This is a genomic window from Cedecea sp. NFIX57 (assembly GCF_900177785.1).
Classification (GTDB): domain Bacteria; phylum Pseudomonadota; class Gammaproteobacteria; order Enterobacterales; family Enterobacteriaceae; genus Cedecea; species Cedecea neteri_C.
On the sequence record NZ_FXAS01000011.1, the window covers coordinates 38466 to 57090 of the forward strand.

16 protein-coding genes are annotated in these 18625 nt (G+C 55.9%); 12 read left to right on the plus strand and 4 right to left on the minus strand.

The genetic code is table 11. The features are described 5' to 3' along the window. Nucleotides 1-7 precede the first annotated feature (7 nt). A complete protein-coding gene (gene plsB / locus B9Y90_RS11290; protein WP_085541280.1) occupies nucleotides 8-2437 on the minus strand; it encodes a glycerol-3-phosphate 1-O-acyltransferase PlsB in 2430 nt (809 codons plus the stop codon). 131 nt (nucleotides 2438-2568) lie between these two features. Here plsB and B9Y90_RS11295 point away from each other — a divergent pair, with 131 nt between their 5' ends. The 4 genes from B9Y90_RS11295 (at nucleotide 2569) to B9Y90_RS11310 (ending at nucleotide 5512) form a co-directional block, all read left to right on the plus strand. After that, on the plus strand, nucleotides 2569-2937 hold the full coding sequence (locus B9Y90_RS11295) for a diacylglycerol kinase (RefSeq protein WP_039289327.1): 369 nt from the start codon (nucleotides 2569-2571) through the stop codon (nucleotides 2935-2937). Nucleotides 2938-3046: 109 nt separating this feature from the next. Beyond that, nucleotides 3047-3655, plus strand: a complete 609-nt coding sequence (lexA, locus tag B9Y90_RS11300) for a transcriptional repressor LexA (RefSeq protein ID WP_039289328.1) — start codon at nucleotides 3047-3049, stop codon at nucleotides 3653-3655. A gap of 77 nt (nucleotides 3656-3732) precedes the next feature. After that, on the plus strand, nucleotides 3733-5067 hold the full coding sequence (dinF, locus tag B9Y90_RS11305) for an MATE family efflux transporter DinF (RefSeq protein ID WP_085541281.1): 1335 nt from the start codon (nucleotides 3733-3735) through the stop codon (nucleotides 5065-5067). A gap of 235 nt (nucleotides 5068-5302) precedes the next feature. Next, nucleotides 5303-5512 carry a CsbD family protein gene (locus B9Y90_RS11310; RefSeq protein ID WP_039289331.1) on the plus strand — a complete coding sequence of 70 codons (210 nt, stop codon included), beginning with the start codon at nucleotides 5303-5305 and terminating at the stop codon, nucleotides 5510-5512. 71 nt (nucleotides 5513-5583) lie between these two features. Here the strand turns inward: B9Y90_RS11310 and zur are convergent, their stop codons facing one another. Next, complete coding sequence (gene zur, locus B9Y90_RS11315; protein WP_039289334.1) at nucleotides 5584-6096, minus strand: zinc uptake transcriptional repressor Zur; 513 nt, start codon at nucleotides 6094-6096, stop codon at nucleotides 5584-5586. A 95-nt stretch (nucleotides 6097-6191) separates the two neighbouring features. Here zur and B9Y90_RS11320 point away from each other — a divergent pair, with 95 nt between their 5' ends. The 3 genes from B9Y90_RS11320 to dusA all read left to right on the plus strand — a co-directional run bounded on the left by B9Y90_RS11320 (nucleotide 6192) and on the right by dusA (nucleotide 9264). Further along, on the plus strand, nucleotides 6192-6695 hold the full coding sequence (locus B9Y90_RS11320; RefSeq protein WP_039289335.1) for a cupin domain-containing protein: 504 nt from the start codon (nucleotides 6192-6194) through the stop codon (nucleotides 6693-6695). Between the two features lie 171 nt (nucleotides 6696-6866). After that, nucleotides 6867-8174 carry a conjugal transfer protein TraF gene (locus tag B9Y90_RS11325; RefSeq protein ID WP_039289337.1) on the plus strand — a complete coding sequence of 436 codons (1308 nt, stop codon included), beginning with the start codon at nucleotides 6867-6869 and terminating at the stop codon, nucleotides 8172-8174. A gap of 85 nt (nucleotides 8175-8259) precedes the next feature. Next, nucleotides 8260-9264: a tRNA dihydrouridine(20/20a) synthase DusA gene (gene dusA, locus B9Y90_RS11330; RefSeq protein WP_085541282.1), complete on the plus strand. Its 1005-nt coding sequence runs from the start codon at nucleotides 8260-8262 to the stop codon at nucleotides 9262-9264. Between the two features lie 208 nt (nucleotides 9265-9472). Here the strand turns inward: dusA and B9Y90_RS11335 are convergent, their stop codons facing one another. Next, a complete protein-coding gene (locus B9Y90_RS11335) occupies nucleotides 9473-10456 on the minus strand; it encodes a quinone oxidoreductase (RefSeq protein ID WP_085541283.1) in 984 nt (327 codons plus the stop codon). A 79-nt stretch (nucleotides 10457-10535) separates the two neighbouring features. Between B9Y90_RS11335 and dnaB the strand changes: the two genes are divergently transcribed. The 5 genes from dnaB (at nucleotide 10536) to B9Y90_RS11360 (ending at nucleotide 15784) form a co-directional block, all read left to right on the plus strand. Beyond that, nucleotides 10536-11942 (plus strand): replicative DNA helicase, encoded by a 1407-nt coding sequence (gene dnaB, locus B9Y90_RS11340; protein WP_039289342.1) that lies wholly within the window; start codon nucleotides 10536-10538, stop codon nucleotides 11940-11942. A gap of 87 nt (nucleotides 11943-12029) precedes the next feature. Beyond that, nucleotides 12030-13109, plus strand: coding sequence for an alanine racemase (gene alr, locus B9Y90_RS11345; protein ID WP_085541284.1), 1080 nt, complete (start codon nucleotides 12030-12032; stop codon nucleotides 13107-13109). Nucleotides 13110-13167: 58 nt separating this feature from the next. Next, nucleotides 13168-14361: an amino acid aminotransferase gene (locus B9Y90_RS11350; protein ID WP_085541285.1), complete on the plus strand. Its 1194-nt coding sequence runs from the start codon at nucleotides 13168-13170 to the stop codon at nucleotides 14359-14361. A 217-nt stretch (nucleotides 14362-14578) separates the two neighbouring features. Next, entirely contained in the window at nucleotides 14579-15292 is a 714-nt protein-coding gene (aphA, locus tag B9Y90_RS11355; RefSeq protein WP_039289349.1) for an acid phosphatase AphA, read from the plus strand. Between the two features lie 138 nt (nucleotides 15293-15430). Continuing rightward, nucleotides 15431-15784, plus strand: coding sequence for an MmcQ/YjbR family DNA-binding protein (locus tag B9Y90_RS11360; protein WP_085541286.1), 354 nt, complete (start codon nucleotides 15431-15433; stop codon nucleotides 15782-15784). Here the strand turns inward: B9Y90_RS11360 and uvrA are convergent, their stop codons facing one another. Then, nucleotides 15785-18610 (minus strand): excinuclease ABC subunit UvrA, encoded by a 2826-nt coding sequence (gene uvrA, locus B9Y90_RS11365; protein ID WP_085541287.1) that lies wholly within the window; start codon nucleotides 18608-18610, stop codon nucleotides 15785-15787. It lies immediately after the preceding gene. Nucleotides 18611-18625: the final 15 nt, after the last annotated feature.

Sequence of the window (18625 nt, forward strand, 5' to 3'; positions counted from 1 at the left end):
CGCTGAATTAAGAAACCGCGTCCTGGGACGCTGAGCTCTCAATCGTCAGGCGCACATCCGAGGTCACTAGATCGGCCAGCATCTGGTAAACCTTAATGGTTTCGCTTGCGTCGGCATCACCGGTATCGCTGATATAGCCTTCATCACGTAGGGTAAGCACCAGCGAGGTAAAGACCGCTTTATCAAAGAACTCCGGCGCATTAATGCCGTGCAGAACGGACAGGCGCTGTGCCACCGTGCGGCTTTCGCGCTCCAGCGTCCCACGGTTGATCGACGGGTTGGCGCTCAACTGCCAGAAAGTGATGGCATAACGCTGTACTGTCTCGCGCACACCCGCCGCCAGAAGCTGCAGAATGCGTGAACGGTTAGGGTTGATCTGCACTTCGTCACCGACCAACATCACCAGATCCTGGCGCTCCATCTCGGCGATCAGCGCATCAATTTCTCTGCCCAGTTCGCTCTTTTCCCAACGCAGGAATAGCTCGGCTTTCAGCATCGGGTAAACGACTTCTATCTGACGCAGCAGCTCTGCGCGTGAGATGTGGCGATGCTGAGTGATGATAGACGCCATTAGCGACGGCAACACCAGCATGTGCATGATGTTGTTACGGTAATAGGTCATCAACACGGCCTGCTCGCGCGGCAGAATGATGATGTCACCGATGGTGTCTTTCTCCACCTCGAACTTGTTCATCTGCAGTGCGTGGTCGATCAGCGCATTGGCGGAAACTGTTGGTGCGGTGGCATCCGGGGAATACGGCACGTTACGCAGCAGGTTGAGGTAGCAGTCGAGCTGTTCGGTGAGCTGTTCACGGGTCAGCGAGCGCTGGCGTGAAGCAAGCAGCGCGGTACAGCACAGGTTCATGGCGTTAGCGGCCCCTGCGTTGTTGATGCGCACCATCAGATCGGCGGCGATATCGTTCACCGTTGGCGTCAGCCAGGCCGGGCGAATTGCTTCTATCGGATCGATAGAGTCTTTCCACTCCGGCACATGCTGGTTCAGGTAGGTCATCAGCGGCAGCGGTTCACCGAAGTTAACGTAACCCTGGCCGAGGTTGCGCAGCTTACTCAGACCGCGCACCATCTGCATGAAGCTCTCTTTTTCTTTGGTCGCACCGCGCAGCTCTTTCGCGTAGGTCCCCACTTCCATGACATGCTCGTAACCGATGTAGATCGGCACCAGAGTGATCGGGCGGGTGCCGCCGCGCAGCATGGCCTGAATCGTCATCGACAGCGTGCCGGTCTTAGGATCCAGCAAGCGGCCAGTACGGGAACGGCCACCCTCGACAAAATACTCAACGGAATAGCCGCGGCTGAACAGCTCGCCCAGGTATTCGCGGAACACCGTGGAGTAAAGCTTGTTGCCCTTGAAGGTACGGCGAATAAAGAACGCGCCCAGGCGGCGGAAAATCGGGCCGGCTGGCCAGAAGTTCAGGTTGATCCCGGCGGCGATGTGCGGCGGAACCAGCCCCTGGTGATAAAGCACGTAGGAAAGCAGCAGATAATCCATGTGGCTGCGGTGGCAGGGAACATAGACGATTTCGTGGCCGTCGTGGGCAAGCTGGCGCACGCGCTCGGCGTTATGCACGTTAATGCCCTGATAGAGGCGGTTCCAGGTTAAGCCTAAAACGCGGTCCGTCAGACGTACAGCTTCGTAGGAGAAGTTGGCGGCAATCTCTTCCATCAGGGCAACGGCGTTTTGCTGCGCTTTCTCATGGGAGATCTTCTTGCTGCGGGCTTCATCTTCTACCGCGCGGGCAATCGCTTTTGACGCCAGCAGCTTGTTAAAGAGATCCTGGCGAACCGGCAGGCGCGGGCCAACGGCGGCCAGACGCTGGCGGGCAAAGTGAGTGCGCGCCACGCGAGCCAGTTTTTGGGCGATAATCTTGTCCGTGCCGTGTTCGGTTGCCATACGGCGAAGCGAAACGGGCGGTGAGAAACGCACGAAGCTATCGCGACCCAGCCAGGAAACCGCAAAGAATTTCTGGACGCCGTTCAGCGTGCGTAAAGGCGGATTGATTTCCCCTTTTTCACGCCCTGGCGAGCGGCCGAACATCACGGAAACCGGCACCATCTGCACATCGAGATCGGGATTGCTGCGGTGCAGATCCAGATAATCGTGGAACAGTTTTACCGACTCTTCTTTTGGCGTGTAATAGGTGAAGACGCGCGGCCCGCCGTGGATAAACACGTAGCGCGGCAGCAGTACGCCGTCAATTTCCAGAGGTTCCAGCGGGTCGGGCAGATCGTGATCCAGACATTGGGCACGCAGCGTCAGTAAGTCTGCCTTAGAATTGTAGGGCAGGACGTACATGATGGGGCGTGAAGGGTCCAGACCGAGTTCGGTTTGTGGATCCGCCGGAATAGACTTGCTCTTTACCAGAACGCTTAATGGTAAATTCAGTAATTTGTAGTAAATTCTTGGCCAGCCTGACATAAATGATGTAAAGCCTCAGGTTAATAATGCAAATGCGCCGCAAGGATATCAGAAACTCTGGGGAATTTCTGTGGCGCTGCGATTTAGACTCAATGAGCATTGATGCTCAATCTTTAAAAAGGTTTCCTTGAATGGCGAATAATACCACCGGCATCACCCGCATTATTAAGGCTGCAGGCTACTCATGGAAGGGGCTCCGTGCGGCCTGGATCAACGAAGCTGCCTTTCGTCAGGAGGGCGTGGCTGCGGTTATCGCTATCGCCATCGCCTGCTGGCTGGATGTGGACCCCATCACGCGTATTTTACTGATTGGCTCGGTGGTTTTGGTGATGATTGTCGAAATCCTCAACAGCGCCATTGAAGCACTGGTTGACCGTGTTGGCACCGAGTACCACGAGCTTTCAGGGCGAGCCAAAGATATGGGTTCAGCCGCCGTATTGATAGCGATTATCCTTGCGGTTGCGACCTGGGCCACCTTGCTTTGGTCACATTTGCGATAGCTCTTCCAGAATAGTTTAAGTCGCTGGTTTTTTGCTTAATTTGTGGTTTCAAAATCGCCCGGGGCTGTATATACTCACAGCATGACTGTATAAACACCCAGGGGGCGGAATGAAAGCACTAACTACCAGGCAGCAAGAGGTGTTTGATCTCATTCGGGATCATATCAACCAGACCGGCATGCCACCTACGCGCGCCGAAATTGCACAACGTCTGGGGTTCCGTTCTCCAAACGCCGCGGAAGAGCATCTGAAAGCGCTGGCACGTAAAGGTGCCATTGAGATTGTTTCTGGCGCATCACGCGGCATTCGTCTGCTGGTTGAAGAAGAAAATGGCCTGCCGCTGGTGGGCCGTGTTGCAGCCGGTGAGCCGCTGCTGGCGCAGCAGCACATCGAAGGCCACTACCAGGTTGACCCTTCTCTGTTCAAACCGAATGCCGATTTCCTGCTGCGCGTCAGCGGCATGTCGATGAAAGATATCGGCATCATGGACGGTGATTTATTAGCGGTACACAAAACTCAGGACGTACGTAATGGCCAGGTCGTTGTCGCGCGTATCGACGATGAAGTGACCGTAAAACGCCTGAAAAAGCAGGGTAACACCGTGCACCTGCTGCCGGAAAACAGCGAATTCCAGCCTATTGTGGTCGATCTTCGCGAGCAGAGTTTTAGCATTGAAGGCCTGGCCGTCGGGGTTATCCGCAACGGTGAATGGCTGTAACGCCTCTTCCGGTGGTGCGGTAAATATGCCGTGCCACCTGCTTTAAATTCCCCTCTATTATCCTCTGGATCATTCCCATGCGATTCTTTTCGTCAACGGATGGTGCGCTGTGGCGGCTTGCGCTGCCGATGATTTTTTCCAACATTACCGTGCCGTTACTGGGCCTGGTCGATACCGCGGTCATTGGCCATCTTGATAGCCCAACCTATCTCGGCGGGGTCGCTATCGGTGCCACGGCGACCAGTTTCCTCTTTATGCTGCTGCTTTTTCTGCGCATGAGCACCACCGGGTTAACGGCACAGGCGTTTGGCGCGAACGATCCGCAGCGACTGGCGCGCGCGCTGGTTCAACCCCTGATGCTGGCGCTGATAGCCGGGCTGGCTATCGTGGTCCTGCGTTATCCACTGATCAACCTTGCGCTGCACGTTGTTGGCGGCAATGACGAGGTGCTGTATCAGGCAAGGCGCTTCCTGGAAATCCGCTGGCTGAGCGCCCCCGCATCGCTGGCTAACCTCGTGCTGTTAGGCTGGCTGCTGGGCGTTCAGTATGCGCGAGCGCCGGTCATTCTGTTGGTCGTCGGCAACCTGATTAATATCGTGCTCGATCTCTGGCTGGTGATGGGGCTGCACATGAACGTGCAGGGGGCGGCGCTGGCCACGGCGGTGTCCGAATATGCCACGTTTATCATCGGCCTAGTGATGGTGCGCAAAGTGATGAAGCTGCGGGGCATCAGTTGGGCTCGTCTTAAAACGGCCTGGCAGGGGGATTTGCGTAAGCTGCTGGCGCTTAATCGCGACATCATGCTGCGTTCGCTGCTGCTGCAAATCTGCTTTGCTTCTATCACCATTTTTGGTGCGCGTCTTGGCAGTGAAATTGTCGCCGTTAACGCCGTACTGATGACGCTGCTGACCTTCACCGCCTATGCGCTCGATGGCTTTGCTTACGCCGTGGAGGCCCATTCAGGGCAGGCTTACGGGGCGCGTAACCGTGGGCAGTTGCTCGAGGTTTGGGGGGCTGCGTGCAGGCAGGCGGGGCTGGTTGCGATAGCGTTTGCCGCTATTTATGCCTTTGCCGGGGAGCAAATTGTTGCCCTGCTTACCTCTCTGCCGGAGCTTCGTGTTCTGGCAAACCATTATCTTGCCTGGCAGGTTATTTTGCCGGTAGTGGGCGTTTGGTGCTACCTGCTGGATGGCATGTTTATCGGCGCGACACGGGGTGCCGAAATGCGAAACAGCATGGCGGTTGCGGCATTGGGTTTTGGCGTGACGATGCTTACGCTGCCTTTGTGGGGCAACCACGCCCTGTGGCTGTCGCTGGCGGTGTTTTTAGCCTTGCGCGGCCTGTCGCTTGGCGTCATCTGGCGACGCCACTGGCGCAATAACACCTGGTTCGCTGCATCGGGCAGCCATTGATCGCGCTGCCTGACGCTCGTTAACCCATCTTCTATCGTGCTGATTTCTCTTTTTTAAGGCGAGGAATTAGCATGTCATCGCTTTTAATGATGGTTAAAGATTCTGAGTTTTAAATTTAACTCAGAATCCTTGTCTACAATTACCTTTACATCCAGCAGACAGTGGGTGTGCTCCAGAAAGTCAGCATCCTGCAGCCCGGATGCACAAACCTAAACCGAACGATGAGGAGATGACGATGAATAAGGACGAAATCGGCGGTAACTGGAAGCAGTTCAAAGGTACGATCAAAGAGAAATGGGGTAAGCTGACCGATGACGATATGACCGTCATCGAAGGGAAGCGTGACCAGCTGGTGGGTAAAATCCAGGAACGCTACGGCTACGCCAAAGACCAGGCAGAGAAAGAAGTGAAGGACTGGGAGTCCGGGAGCAAATACCGCTGGTAACCTGGCGGCCCCTCAAATGTGCTACTCAGTAAGACCAATCCTGCCCGGGTACAAGGACGTACCACTCCCTCTTAACGCTTTTTCTTTGGCTGCACTGAATGATCGTGATTGCAGGCGTCGTGGTGGCTACAGGCTTCCACTTCCGAGCAATCCGCACACAATCCGTGAGCTTCAATCACGTTATGGCGCAGGGTAAATCCCATTTTGGATGCCAGTTTCTGCATAATATCTTCCACACCCTGAGCCGCTTGCTCTTTTACCGCTCCGCATCTGTCGCAGATAAACATGGCGGAAGAGTGGGTTGGATGATCGATAAAATTACACAGTACGTAACTGTTGTTGGATTCCACACGGTGAACAAAACCTTGCTCTAGCAGAAAATCCAGCGCGCGATAAACCGTTGGAGGCTTAGCCTGTGGCTCGCTAACGCGCAGGAGATCCAGCAGGTCGTAGGCGCTGATGGCGCCGGTTTGCTCGGCCATAAGGCGCAAAACCTCGAGACGCTGCGGCGTCAGGCGTACATTGCGTTGCAGGCAGAGCTTTTCAGCCTGAGCTAACACGTTTTGCGAAGTTGTGGTATCCATCAGCCTCTCCCGGTCATTGACGCAATACTTTACCATAATGCGGATAAAACGCCGAATCCTGGTACATACTGACCCTATCTACCCAGGAGGAAGTAATGCAAAAACCTGATTGTATTCGTCACTGGCGCGAGCTGGAAGGCGAGGACGACGCAACGTATCCGGACAGCACGGAGCTGTTCTCCATTGGTGCTCCTTTGGCCCGTAATTTCGGTTTAACCCGCCTTGGTATTCACCATGAGCGTATCCCCCCTGGCCGCAGAACCTCTTATCCCCACGCGGAAAGCAGCGAAGAAGAGTTTGCTTATGTGCTCGAGGGGCACCCGGAAGTGTGGATCAATGGTCATCTTTGGGCGCTTGAACCGGGCGACAGCGTGGGATTTCCTGCCGGAACCGGCATTTGCCATACCTTTATTAATAATACCGAACAGGATGTGCGGTTATTAGTCGTAGGCGAAGCCAATAAAGCCGAAAATAAAATTTATTACCCGCTAAATCAGTCTTACGCCATGCAGCGCAAGGATCGCTGGATAGATCATCCGCCTCAATTCTTTGGCCCGCATAACGGTCTGCCTTCACGAAAGCCGAAGGGTAAACTATAAATTAATTAGCAAGGAAACAATAAGACGTTAACCCTAAGGATATATCTGGGATCCTGATGGTTCAAATATCCATCGTTTTATCGCGCTATTCACAGCAATAGTCTGCCTCTGTTCAGTCATAACTGTCAGGGGCGAATTACTTCATCTGACAATCAGACAGGCGTGCTGTGAATGAATAAAATAAAATCTTCGGTGGCGACACTCGCCGCAACCTTCTTTATTGCCCATCAGGCCGGGGCGGCGGGGACCTGGTCCGAAGCGCGAAACGATGCGATGGGGGGCACCGGCGTGGCTTCGGCTAATTATGGCAGTGGCGTGTTAATCAACCCGGCGCTATTAGCCCGGTCCAAACCAGACGACAATATTACCGTTATTTTACCGTCTATCGGGGCGCAAATAACGGATAAAGACAACCTCCAGGATCGCATCGACGATATCAGCGATAAAGTTGATAACTATAAACAGGCCATTGGGTCGTTAACGCCACGAGATATTCTTTTAAATCCGAACGGGACGTTAAATCAGTTTCGGAGCGCCGCCGGGGACTTAGCCGGTGAGCTTGAAGATTTACGAGGTGAAACGGCGAACGCCAAAGCCGCCGCAGGAATTGCGGTCAGTATTCCCAATGACACTCTCTCCGTAGCATTCGTTACCAAAGCTTACGCGCGAGCGAAAGTCAGTTCCGATATAGACCAGAATGATATCAATTACCTACGCAGTATCCAGAATTCCAGCGCTGTGGCGGGAAGCGTGGCGATTGATGCTGCGTTGAACGGCTCCGACCAAATCACTCGTAACCTGAATTCTACCGCTTCCGGCCGCGCGGCCATTGTGTCTGATTATGGTATAGCTCTGGCCCACAAGTTTGACGTAGGTGGTGTCCCGGTTTCCGTTGGCGTTACGCCAAAGCTGCAGAAAACCTGGCTGTATAATTACACGACATCCATTTATGACTACCGCAGCGGCGACTGGAAGAACAGCCAGTACCGCAACGATGACACTGGATTCAACCTTGACGCCGGCGTGGCGGCCGATTTTGGCGAGAACTGGACCGTTGGTCTGAGCGGCCAAAACCTGGTGTCCCGTGATATCGACACGAAAGACATTCGCATCACTAACGGGCGTACCGGAGAAGTACGAAACTACAAAGATACTTATCAAATCAGCCCGCTGGTGACCGCCGGAGTGGCCTGGCATAACGAGCTGGTGACCCTGAGCGCGGACGGCGATCTGACCGAAACCAAAGGTTTTAAAAGCGAAGCCAATTCCCAGTACGTGGGTGTCGGTGCTGAGGTGAGGCCGCTTTCCTGGTTGGCGCTGCGTGCTGGCTACCGTGCTGATGTGAAAAGCAATGACAGCAACGTCTTTACCGGTGGGGTAGGGTTCGCGGCGGGCAAACACGTCAATATCGATTTGATGGGCCTGTACGGTGAAGACCAAACCTGGGGCGCAGGGGCGCAGCTGAGCGTGGCCTTCTGATACTGAATGCCGGGGCAGCCTGATGCCCCGGCGCTGCTTTATGCTATAGTAGCGACCCTTTTTTAATCGTAGCCTGCGTAAACGTATGTCCTCACAAAGCAACCAGACTCCTTTCCAGCCGCACCGTTTCTCCATTGCGCCGATGCTCGACTGGACCGATCGCCACTGCCGCTATTTCCTGCGCCAGCTGTCCCGCCACACGCTGCTGTACACCGAAATGGTGACCACCGGGGCGATCATCCACGGTAAAGGGGACTATCTGGCCTATAGCGAAGAAGAACATCCGATTGCGCTGCAGCTTGGCGGCAGCGACCCACAGGCGCTGGCACACTGCGCGAAACTCGCCGAAGCGCGCGGCTACGATGAAATTAACCTGAACGTAGGCTGCCCTTCTGACCGGGTTCAGAACGGGCGCTTCGGTGCTTGCCTGATGGGTGAAGCACAGCTGGTCGCCGACTGTATTAAAGCGATGCGTGATGTGGTTTCTATCCCGGTGACGGTAAAAACCCGTATCGGTATCGACGAACAGGACAGCTACGAATTCCTCTGCGATTTTATTGGCACGGTGGCAGGCAAGGGCGAATGCGAGATGTTTATCATCCACGCGCGTAAAGCCTGGCTCTCTGGCCTGAGCCCAAAAGAAAACCGTGAAATTCCACCGCTGGATTACCCGCGCGTTTACCAGCTCAAGCGTGATTTCCCGCAGCTGACCATGGCGATTAACGGCGGGATTAAGACGCTGGAAGAAGCGAAAACGCACCTCCAGCACCTGGATGGCGTGATGGTCGGGCGTGAGGCTTACCAAAACCCAGGCTTGCTGACGACGGTCGACCGTGAAATTTTCGGGGCAGATGTTGCGGACAGCGACCCCGTTGCCGTGGTGCGAGCAATGTATCCGTACATTGAGCGTGAACTGGCAAACGGCACTTACCTGGGCCATGTGACTCGCCATATGCTCGGCCTGTTCCAGGGAATACCGGGCGCGCGTCAGTGGCGCCGTTACTTAAGCGAGAACGCGCATAAAGCCGGGGCAGGTATTGAAGTGGTTGAACACGCGCTGTCTCTGGTTGCCGATAAGCGCCAGCTTTAGCCTTTAAACTACCGGGAGAATTCAGGTATTGCGGGGCCGATCACAAGCCTGAACTTAATCCCGGCGGCGTCATTTCTTTTACTTATTAAATCTGCGATTATCCTTTCGCAGTAACAAGAATTCATCGCGCTGTACCCTACATACGGCACGAACAAAAAAGAAAGGGCTTCCTCCGGGAAGCCCTAATTCTTTCTGGATTTTGAAAGGGTTACGGAATCAACAGGCTTGACCCCTGCGTGGCACGGCTTTCCAGCGTCTGGTGTGCAAGCACCGCATCCTTCAGCGCAAACTTCTGGTTTTCCGCGACATCCACCTTAATCGCGCCGCTGGCGATCAGCGAAAACAGCTCGTGGCAGGCTTCATCGAACTCTGCGCGGGTGGTGAGATAGCCGTTCAGAGAAGGGCGGGTCACGTACAGCGATCCCTTCTGGTTCAGAATGCCCAGGTTCACGCCGGTCACCGGCCCGGAAGAGTTACCAAAGCTCACCATCAGCCCACGGCGCTGCAGACAATCCAGCGACGCTTCCCAGGTCTCTTTCCCGACGGAATCATAAACCACCGCCACTTTCTTGCCGCCGGTCAGCTCTTTGACGCGCTCGGAGATATTTTCGTGCTGATAGTTGATGGTTTGCCACGCCCCGGCCTGCAAAGCACGATCGGCCTTTTGTGCTGAACCTACAGTACCAATCAGTTTTGCGCCCAGCGCCTTTGCCCACTGGCAGGCGATCAGGCCCACGCCACCTGCCGCCGCGTGGAACAGGAAGGTTTCATTGGCTTTAATTTCGTAGGTTTTCCGCAGGAGATAAAACACGGTCAGGCCTTTCAGGAAAGACGCTGCAGCCTGTTCGAAAGAGATAACATCCGGGATTTTAGCGACCTTGTCGGCTGGCGCATTATGGATGCTACTGTAGGCCCCCAGGCCAGACTGCGCGTAAACCACTCGATCGCCAACCTTCAGATGAGTGACTTTGCTGCCGACCTTGCTGACAACGCCCGCGGCTTCGGTCCCCAGGCCGCTCGGGAGCGCCGGAGGCGGGTAAAGCCCGCTGCGGATATAGGTATCAATGTAATTAATACCTATCGCTTTATTCTCAACCTGAACTTCGTTCTCCGCCGGATCTTTCGGCGTAAATTCAACGGCTTTCAGTACCTCGGGCCCGCCGTGTTGGCTAAATTCGATGCGCGTTGCCATGGAAACTCCTTGTGTCGAAGAGTGACAAGAATGGTTATACTTCCCGGTCTCTCACTATGAATTTGGTAGCTCCCTCACTATGGCAGGAAATAAACCCTTCAACAAACCGAACGAACCCCGCGACCGTCAGGTAGAAGGGCTAAAAATGCCGCCGCACTCGCTTGAGGCGGAGCAGTCGGTGTTGGGCGGTTTAATGCTGGATAACGAACGCTGGGACAACGTCGCCGAGCGCGTGGTCGCCAACGACTTCTTCAGCCGTCCGCACCGCATGATCTTTACCGAAATGCAGCGCCTGCTCGAAATGAGCAAACCCATCGACCTGATTACGCTTTCCGAATCCCTGGAGCTTCAGGGCCAGCTCGAGAGCGTCGGCGGTTTTGCTTATCTCGCGGAGCTTTCTAAAAACACGCCAAGTGCGGCAAACATCAGCGCCTATGCCGATATCGTGCGTGAACGTGCTGTTGTGCGCGAAATGATTGCGGTCGCCAATGAAATTGCCGATGCCGGCTATGACCCGCAGGGGCGCACCAGTGAAGACCTGCTGGATCTGGCGGAATCACGCGTTTTCCAGATTGCCGAAAACCGCGCCAACAAAGACGAAGGCCCGAAAAGCATCGACCAGATTCTGGAAGCCACCGTGTCGCGTATCGAGTCCCTCTACCAGACGCCGCACGACGGCGTCACGGGTGTGGATACCGGCTACCAGGATCTGAACAAGAAAACCGCGGGTCTCCAGCGCTCTGACCTGATTATCGTGGCAGCCCGTCCGTCGATGGGGAAAACCACCTTTGCGATGAACCTCTGCGAAAACGCCGCCATGCTGCAGGACAAACCGGTGCTGATCTTCAGCCTCGAGATGCCCGGCGAGCAGATCATGATGCGTATGCTGGCGTCGCTGTCGCGCGTGGACCAGACCCGAATCCGTACCGGTCAGCTGGATGACGAGGACTGGGCGCGAATCTCCAGCACCATGGGCATTCTGCTCGAGAAGCGCAACATGTACATCGATGACTCTTCCGGCCTGACGCCAACCGAAGTACGCTCCCGTGCTCGCCGTATCTACCGTGAGCATGAAGGCCTGAGCATGATCATGATCGACTACCTGCAGCTGATGCGCGTGCCGTCGCTGTCCGACAACCGTACGCTGGAAATCGCCGAGATTTCCCGCTCGCTCAAGGCGCTGGCAAAAGAACTTCAGGTGCCGGTGGTGGCGCTGTCGCAGCTTAACCGCTCCCTGGAACAGCGTGCCGACAAGCGCCCGGTCAACTCCGACCTGCGTGAGTCCGGCTCCATCGAGCAGGATGCCGACTTGATCATGTTTATCTACCGCGACGAGGTTTACCACGAAAACAGCGACCTGAAAGGTATCGCGGAAATCATCATCGGTAAGCAGCGTAACGGCCCCATCGGTACTGTGCGCCTGACCTTTAACGGCCAGTGGTCGCGCTTCGATAACTACGCCGGGCCGCAGTACGACGAAGAATAAAAATCCTCGTCATCCTTCAAGCTACTTTGCCGGGGCTCGAAAGATTCAGGGGATAGGTTTTTATTACTTTTTAAGCAAGGAACGAACATGCAAGCGGCAACCGTCGTCATTAACCGCCGCGCTCTGCGACACAACCTGCAACGCCTCCGCGAACTGGCTCCGAACAGTCGCCTGGTGGCAGTCGTGAAAGCAAACGCCTATGGGCATGGTCTGCTGGAGACCGCCCGCACCTTAGAAAACGCCGATGCTTTCGGCGTGGCCCGGCTCGAAGAAGCCCTGCGCCTGCGAGAGGGCGGCATCACTAAACCCGTTCTGCTGCTGGAAGGGTTCTTCAATGCTGAAGACTTGCCGACGATTGCCGCCCAGAACTTCCAGACGGCAATCCACAGCATTCAACAGCTGGAAGCGCTGGAGCAGGCCGATCTCAGCCAGCCCATTACAGTCTGGATGAAGCTCGACACCGGGATGCACCGCCTCGGCGTACGCCCGGAAGAAGCAGAAGCTTTCTATCAGCGTCTAGCCACCTGCAAAAACGTTAGCCAGCCGGTGAACGTGGTGAGCCACTTTGCCCGTGCTGATGAGCCGGAGTCCGATGCCACTCCGCGTCAGCTCGACATATTCAATTCTTTCACCGCAGGCAAGCCGGGGCAGCGTTCTATCGCTGCCTCGGGCGGCATTCTGTTGTGGCCCGACTCGCATATGGACTGGGTTCGCCCCGGTATTATCCTGTACGGCGTTTCGCCGCTGGAACAAAAGCCGTGGGGCGAAGACTTTGGCTTCCAGCCGGTGATGTCTTTAACCTCAAGTCTGATCGCGGTTCGCGACCATAAAGCCGGGGAACCGGTCGGCTACGGCGGAATCTGGACTGCCGAGCGTGACACCTGCCTTGGCGTGGTGGCCATGGGCTACGGCGATGGTTACCCGCGCAGCGCGCCGTCCGGCACGCCGGTACTGGTTAATGGCCGCGAAGTGCCTATCGTGGGACGCGTTGCCATGGACATGATCTGTGTCGATTTAGGGCCGAACGCCGCCGATAAACCGGGCGATGGCGCGGTGCTGTGGGGCGAAGGTTTGCCGGTCGAACGCATCGCCGAATATTCGAATGTAAGTGCTTACGAACTTATCACTCGCCTGACTTCAAGGGTCACAATGAAGTATCTGGACTGAGTGTCCTCGCCTGGTTTACAGTGGAAATCCGCGAACTGTAAACCAGGAGAACCTCACCGTGTTTCAAAAAGTTGACGCCTATGCTGGCGACCCGATCCTTTCCCTCATGGAACGCTTTAAAGTCGATCCGCGCAGCGACAAGGTTAACCTCAGCATTGGCCTCTATTACAATGAAGACGGGGTGATCCCGCAGTTACAGGCCGTGGCAGAAGCAGAAGCTCGCCTGAACGCACAGCCTCACGGCGCCTCTCTCTACTTACCGATGGAAGGCCTGAACGGCTATCGCAGCGCCATTGCCCCACTGCTGTTTGGCGCCAATCATCCAGCGTTGCTGGAAGGCCGCATTGCCACCGTGCAAACGCTTGGGGGTTCCGGTGCCTTAAAAATCGGCGCTGACTTCCTGAAAACCTATTTCCCTGATTCACAGGTGTGGGTCAGCGATCCTACCTGGGAAAACCATGTCGCCATCTTTGAAGGCGCGGGTTTCACCGTGAATACTTACCCGTGGTTCGACAGCGAAACCAACGGCGTGCGCTTTGAGGCGCTGCTGGAAAAACTGAATACGCTGCCTGAACTCAGCGTCGTGCTGCTGCACCCTTGCTGCCACAACCCAACCGGCTCGGACCTCACCGACAGCCAGTGGGATGCCGTCACGGAAATTCTTAAAGCACGCAATCTGATCCCGTTCCTCGACATTGCCTATCAGGGCTTTGGTGCAGGGATGGAACAGGATGCCTATGCCATCCGCGCCATAGCCTCCTCCGGGCAGCCGATGCTGGTCAGCAACTCTTTCTCTAAAATCTTCTCCCTGTACGGTGAGCGCGTAGGTGGGCTTTCCGTGGTTTGCGAAGACAGCGATGCTGCAGGGCGCGTACTGGGCCAGCTCAAAGCTACCGTGCGCCGCAACTACTCCAGCCCGCCGAACTTTGGGGCACAGGTTGTGGCTACCGTCCTGAATGACGAGAAGCTGAAAGCGAGCTGGATTGCCGAAGTGGAAACCATGCGCGTGCGTATTCTGGAAATGCGCCAGGTGTTGGTGGAAGTGCTGACCAAAGCCGTGCCGGGGCGTAACTTTGATTACCTGGTGAAGCAGCGCGGCATGTTTAGTTACACCGGGTTAAGTGCGGCTCAGGCCGACCGCCTGCGTGATGAGTTTGGTATTTACCTGCTTGCCAGCGGTCGTATCTGTGTTGCCGGGCTTAACCACAGCAACGTTCAGCGCGTGGCGCAGGCGTTTGCTGCAGTAATGTAAGTGCTTGCTAACTTAATTTAGTTGCCGCATGTTTCCTTTTTCCTCTCCCGTTTGGGAGAGGAAACTCCGCCTCTGTTCTGTGACCCTGCCTGTTTTCTCTGACATAAAACTGAAAAAAATCTTTGTCTATCGGTCCCCGGCAGGTATGGTCGGAAGGCTTTATGGCAAGGCTGCTCATTTTAACAACGATTAAAAACAGAAAATTAAAGGGAAAACAATGCGTAAGATCGCTCTGGCACTCAGTGCCGTCTGCCTGCTGGCAGGCTTCAATCATGCCGCTTTAGCAACCGAATCTGCACCCGCTCCGCTGAATCCTGGCGTCACCGTGGCACAGCTGGCGCAGCAGGTGCCAATCCACTGGGTTTCCGTGGCACAAATTGAAAACAGTCTGCTTGGCCGGGCGCCTATCGCAGTCGGGTTTGATATCGACGATACCGTGCTGTTTTCCAGCCCGGGCTTTTATCGCGGGCAAAAAGAGTTTTCTCCAGGCAAGCAGGACTACCTGAAAAACCCGGCATTCTGGGAAAAGATGAACAACGGCTGGGATGACTTCAGCATGCCAAAAGAGGTGGCAAAAAGCCTGATCACCATGCACCTCAAGCGCGGCGACAGCGTGTACTTTGTCACCGGGCGCAGCCAGACCAAAACTGAAACCGTCACCAAAACCCTGCAAAGCGACTTCCTGATCCCGGAGCCGAGCGTCAATCCGGTGATCTTTGCCGGCGATAAAGAAGGTCAGAACACCAAAACGCAGTGGTTGAAAGAGAAGAAAATCAAAATCTTCTACGGCGACTCAGACAACGACATCACCGCAGCCCAGGACGTCGGCGCGCGCGGGATCCGCATTCTGCGAGCTTCAAACTCCAGCTACCAGCCGCTGCCGAAAGCAGGCTCGTTTGGCGAAGAAGTTATCGTCAACTCCGAGTACTGATCCTGGTCAGAAAAGCGGCAGCTAACGTAAGTGAGTTGCCGTTTTTTTAATCAACTTCCTCGTTTGTTATGCGCTTTTGGCGCACACTTAATGCTGCCGCGAATGCTTCCGGTAAACGTTCAGGACGAGGAAATGAAGATGACCCATTCGGATCTTTTAGAATACTGCATGAAAAAACCCGGCGCAGAGCAGAGCGTGCACAGCGACTGGAAGGCCACGCAAATCAAAGTCGGCGATGTGCTGTTTGCCATGGTGCATGCGGAGAACCAGCGTCCGGCTGTCTCCCTCAAAGCCACGCCCGATCTGGCAGAGCTTCTGCGCCAGCAGCATCAGGACGTCTTCCCCAGCGCCCATTTGAATAAGGCGCACTGGAGCACGCTCTACCTGGACGGCTCGCTGCCCGGTTCGCAAATTTACTATCTGGTGGATGCTTCGTATCAGCAGGCGGTGACATTGCTGCCTGAGCAGATCAGGCAGCAATTGTCGGTTTGACTATTTCAGCAGTGGCTTGAGGAAACGCGCGGTATGAGAGGCTTCGCAGGTGGCGACGGTTTCCGGCGTGCCGGAGACCAGGATCTCGCCGCCGCCGCTGCCGCCTTCCGGCCCTAAGTCCACAATCCAGTCTGCGGTTTTAATCACGTCGAGGTTGTGTTCAATCACCACAATCGTATTGCCCTGATCCCTGAGCTGATGTAGCACTTCCAGAAGCTGCTGGATATCCGCAAAGTGCAGGCCGGTGGTCGGCTCATCGAGGATATACAGCGTCTGGCCGGTACCGCGTTTGGACAGCTCACGCGCCAGCTTAACGCGCTGTGCTTCACCGCCTGACAGCGTGGTTGCCGACTGGCCTAGCCGAATATAGGACAGACCTACGTCGATCAGCGTTTGCAGCTTACGCGCCAGCGCCGGAACGGCATCGAAGAATTCGCGGGCATCTTCAATGGTCATATCCAGCACTTCGTGAATGCTTTTGCCTTTGTATTTAATTTCCAGCGTTTCACGGTTATAGCGTTTGCCTTTGCACTGGTCGCACGGCACGTAGATATCCGGCAGGAAGTGCATTTCCACTTTGATTACGCCGTCGCCCTGGCAGGCTTCGCAGCGCCCGCCGCGAACGTTGAAGCTAAAGCGCCCCGGCGTATAACCGCGTGAACGTGCTTCCGGTACGCCAGCAAACAGCTCGCGCACGGGGGTGAACACGCCGGTGTAAGTTGCCGGGTTAGAGCGTGGGGTACGGCCAATCGGGCTTTGGTCGATGTCGATGACCTTGTCGAAATGCTCCAGGCCCTGAACTTCACGGTACGGTGCCGGTTCGACTATCGTCGCCCCGTTCAGCTGACGCTGGGCAATCGGGAACAGCGTGTCGTTAATCAACGTTGACTTGCCGGAGCCAGAAACCCCGGTAATACAGGTAAATAGCCCCACCGGCAGCGTCAGCGTGGCGTCCTTCAGGTTGTTCCCTTTTGCGCCGGAGAGCTTGAGCACTTTTGACGGATCGGCGGCTACGCGCTGTTTCGGCACCGCAATTTCGCGTTTGCCGCTCAGGAACTGCCCGGTCAGGGACTCCGGCACCGCGATAATGTCCTTCATGGTGCCTTCCGCGACTACCTGGCCGCCGTGCACGCCCGCGCCTGGACCAATGTCGATAATATGGTCGGCGGCGCGAATAGCATCTTCGTCGTGCTCAACCACAATCACCGTGTTGCCGAGGTTGCGCAGGTGAATCAGCGTTTCCAGCAGCCGTTCGTTATCGCGCTGATGCAGGCCGATGGATGGCTCATCCAGCACGTACATCACGCCAACCAGCCCGGCGCCAATCTGGCTTGCCAGACGAATACGCTGGGCTTCACCGCCGGACAGCGTTTCTGCCGAGCGGGAGAGGGAAAGGTAATTCAGGCCGACGTTCACCAGGAACTTCAGGCGATCGCCGATCTCTTTCAGTACTTTTTCCGCAATTTGCGCACGCTGGCCGCTGAGCTTCATGTTCTGGAAGAATTCCATCGCATGGCCGATGCTCATGTCAGAAATCGTTGGCAGCGCGGTGTTTTCTACAAACACATGGCGCGCTTCACGGCGCAGACGCGTACCTTCACAGCTGGTGCAAGGCCGGTTGCTGATGAATTTCGCCAGCTCTTCGCGCACGGCGGAAGATTCGGTTTCTTTGTAGCGGCGCTCCATGTTGTGCAGCACGCCTTCGAACGGATGGCGGCGCACGGAGGTGTCCCCGCGGTCGTTCATGTACTTGAATTCGATCGTTTCTTTGCCCGAGCCGTGCAGGACGACTTTCTTCACCGCGTCGGTCAGCTCGTTCCACGGGGCTTCCACGTCGAACTTATAGTGATCGGCCAACGAGCGAAGCATGGTGAAGTAGTAGAAATTACGGCGATCCCAGCCGCGGATGGCGCCGCCGGCCAGCGACAGCTCGCCGTTTTGCACCACGCGATCGGGATCGAAATATTGCTGTACGCCCAGGCCGTCGCAGGTCGGGCAGGCACCGGCCGGGTTGTTAAAGGAGAACAGGCGCGGTTCCAGTTCGCGCATGCTGTAGCCGCAAACCGGGCAGGCGAAGTTGGCGGAAAACAGCAGCTCTTCCGCTTTTTCATCGTCCATGTCGGCGACAACCGCAGACCCGCCGGACAGCTCCAGCGCGGTTTCAAACGACTCGGCCAGGCGCTGGGCGATGTCTTCACGCACTTTAAAGCGGTCGACGACCACTTCAATAGTGTGCTTCTTCTGTAGCTCTAATTTTGGCGGATCGGACAGATCACAGACTTCGCCGTCGATACGTGCGCGGATATAGCCCTGGCTGGCCAGGTTTTCCAGCGTTTTGGCGTGTTCGCCTTTGCGATCTTTAATGATCGGCGCGAGCAGCATCAGGCGTTTACCTTCTGGCTGCGCGAGCACGTTATCCACCATCTGGCTGACGGTTTGGGCCGCGAGCGGGATGTCGTGATCCGGGCAGCGCGGTTCGCCTACGCGGGCGTAAAGCAGACGCAGGTAGTCATGGATTTCCGTAATGGTTCCGACGGTGGAACGCGGGTTATGGGATGTAGATTTCTGCTCAATAGAAATCGCAGGGGACAACCCTTCGATATGGTCGACGTCCGGCTTCTCCATCAGCGACAGGAACTGACGCGCGTAGGCTGAAAGGGACTCAACGTAGCGGCGTTGCCCTTCCGCGTACAGGGTGTCGAATGCCAGCGAGGATTTGCCTGAACCCGAAAGCCCGGTGACAACAATCAGTTTGTCGCGCGGGATGACGAGGTTGATATTTTTGAGATTGTGGGTGCGGGCGCCCCGAACTTCGATCTTATCCATTCACCTTTCCCGGAA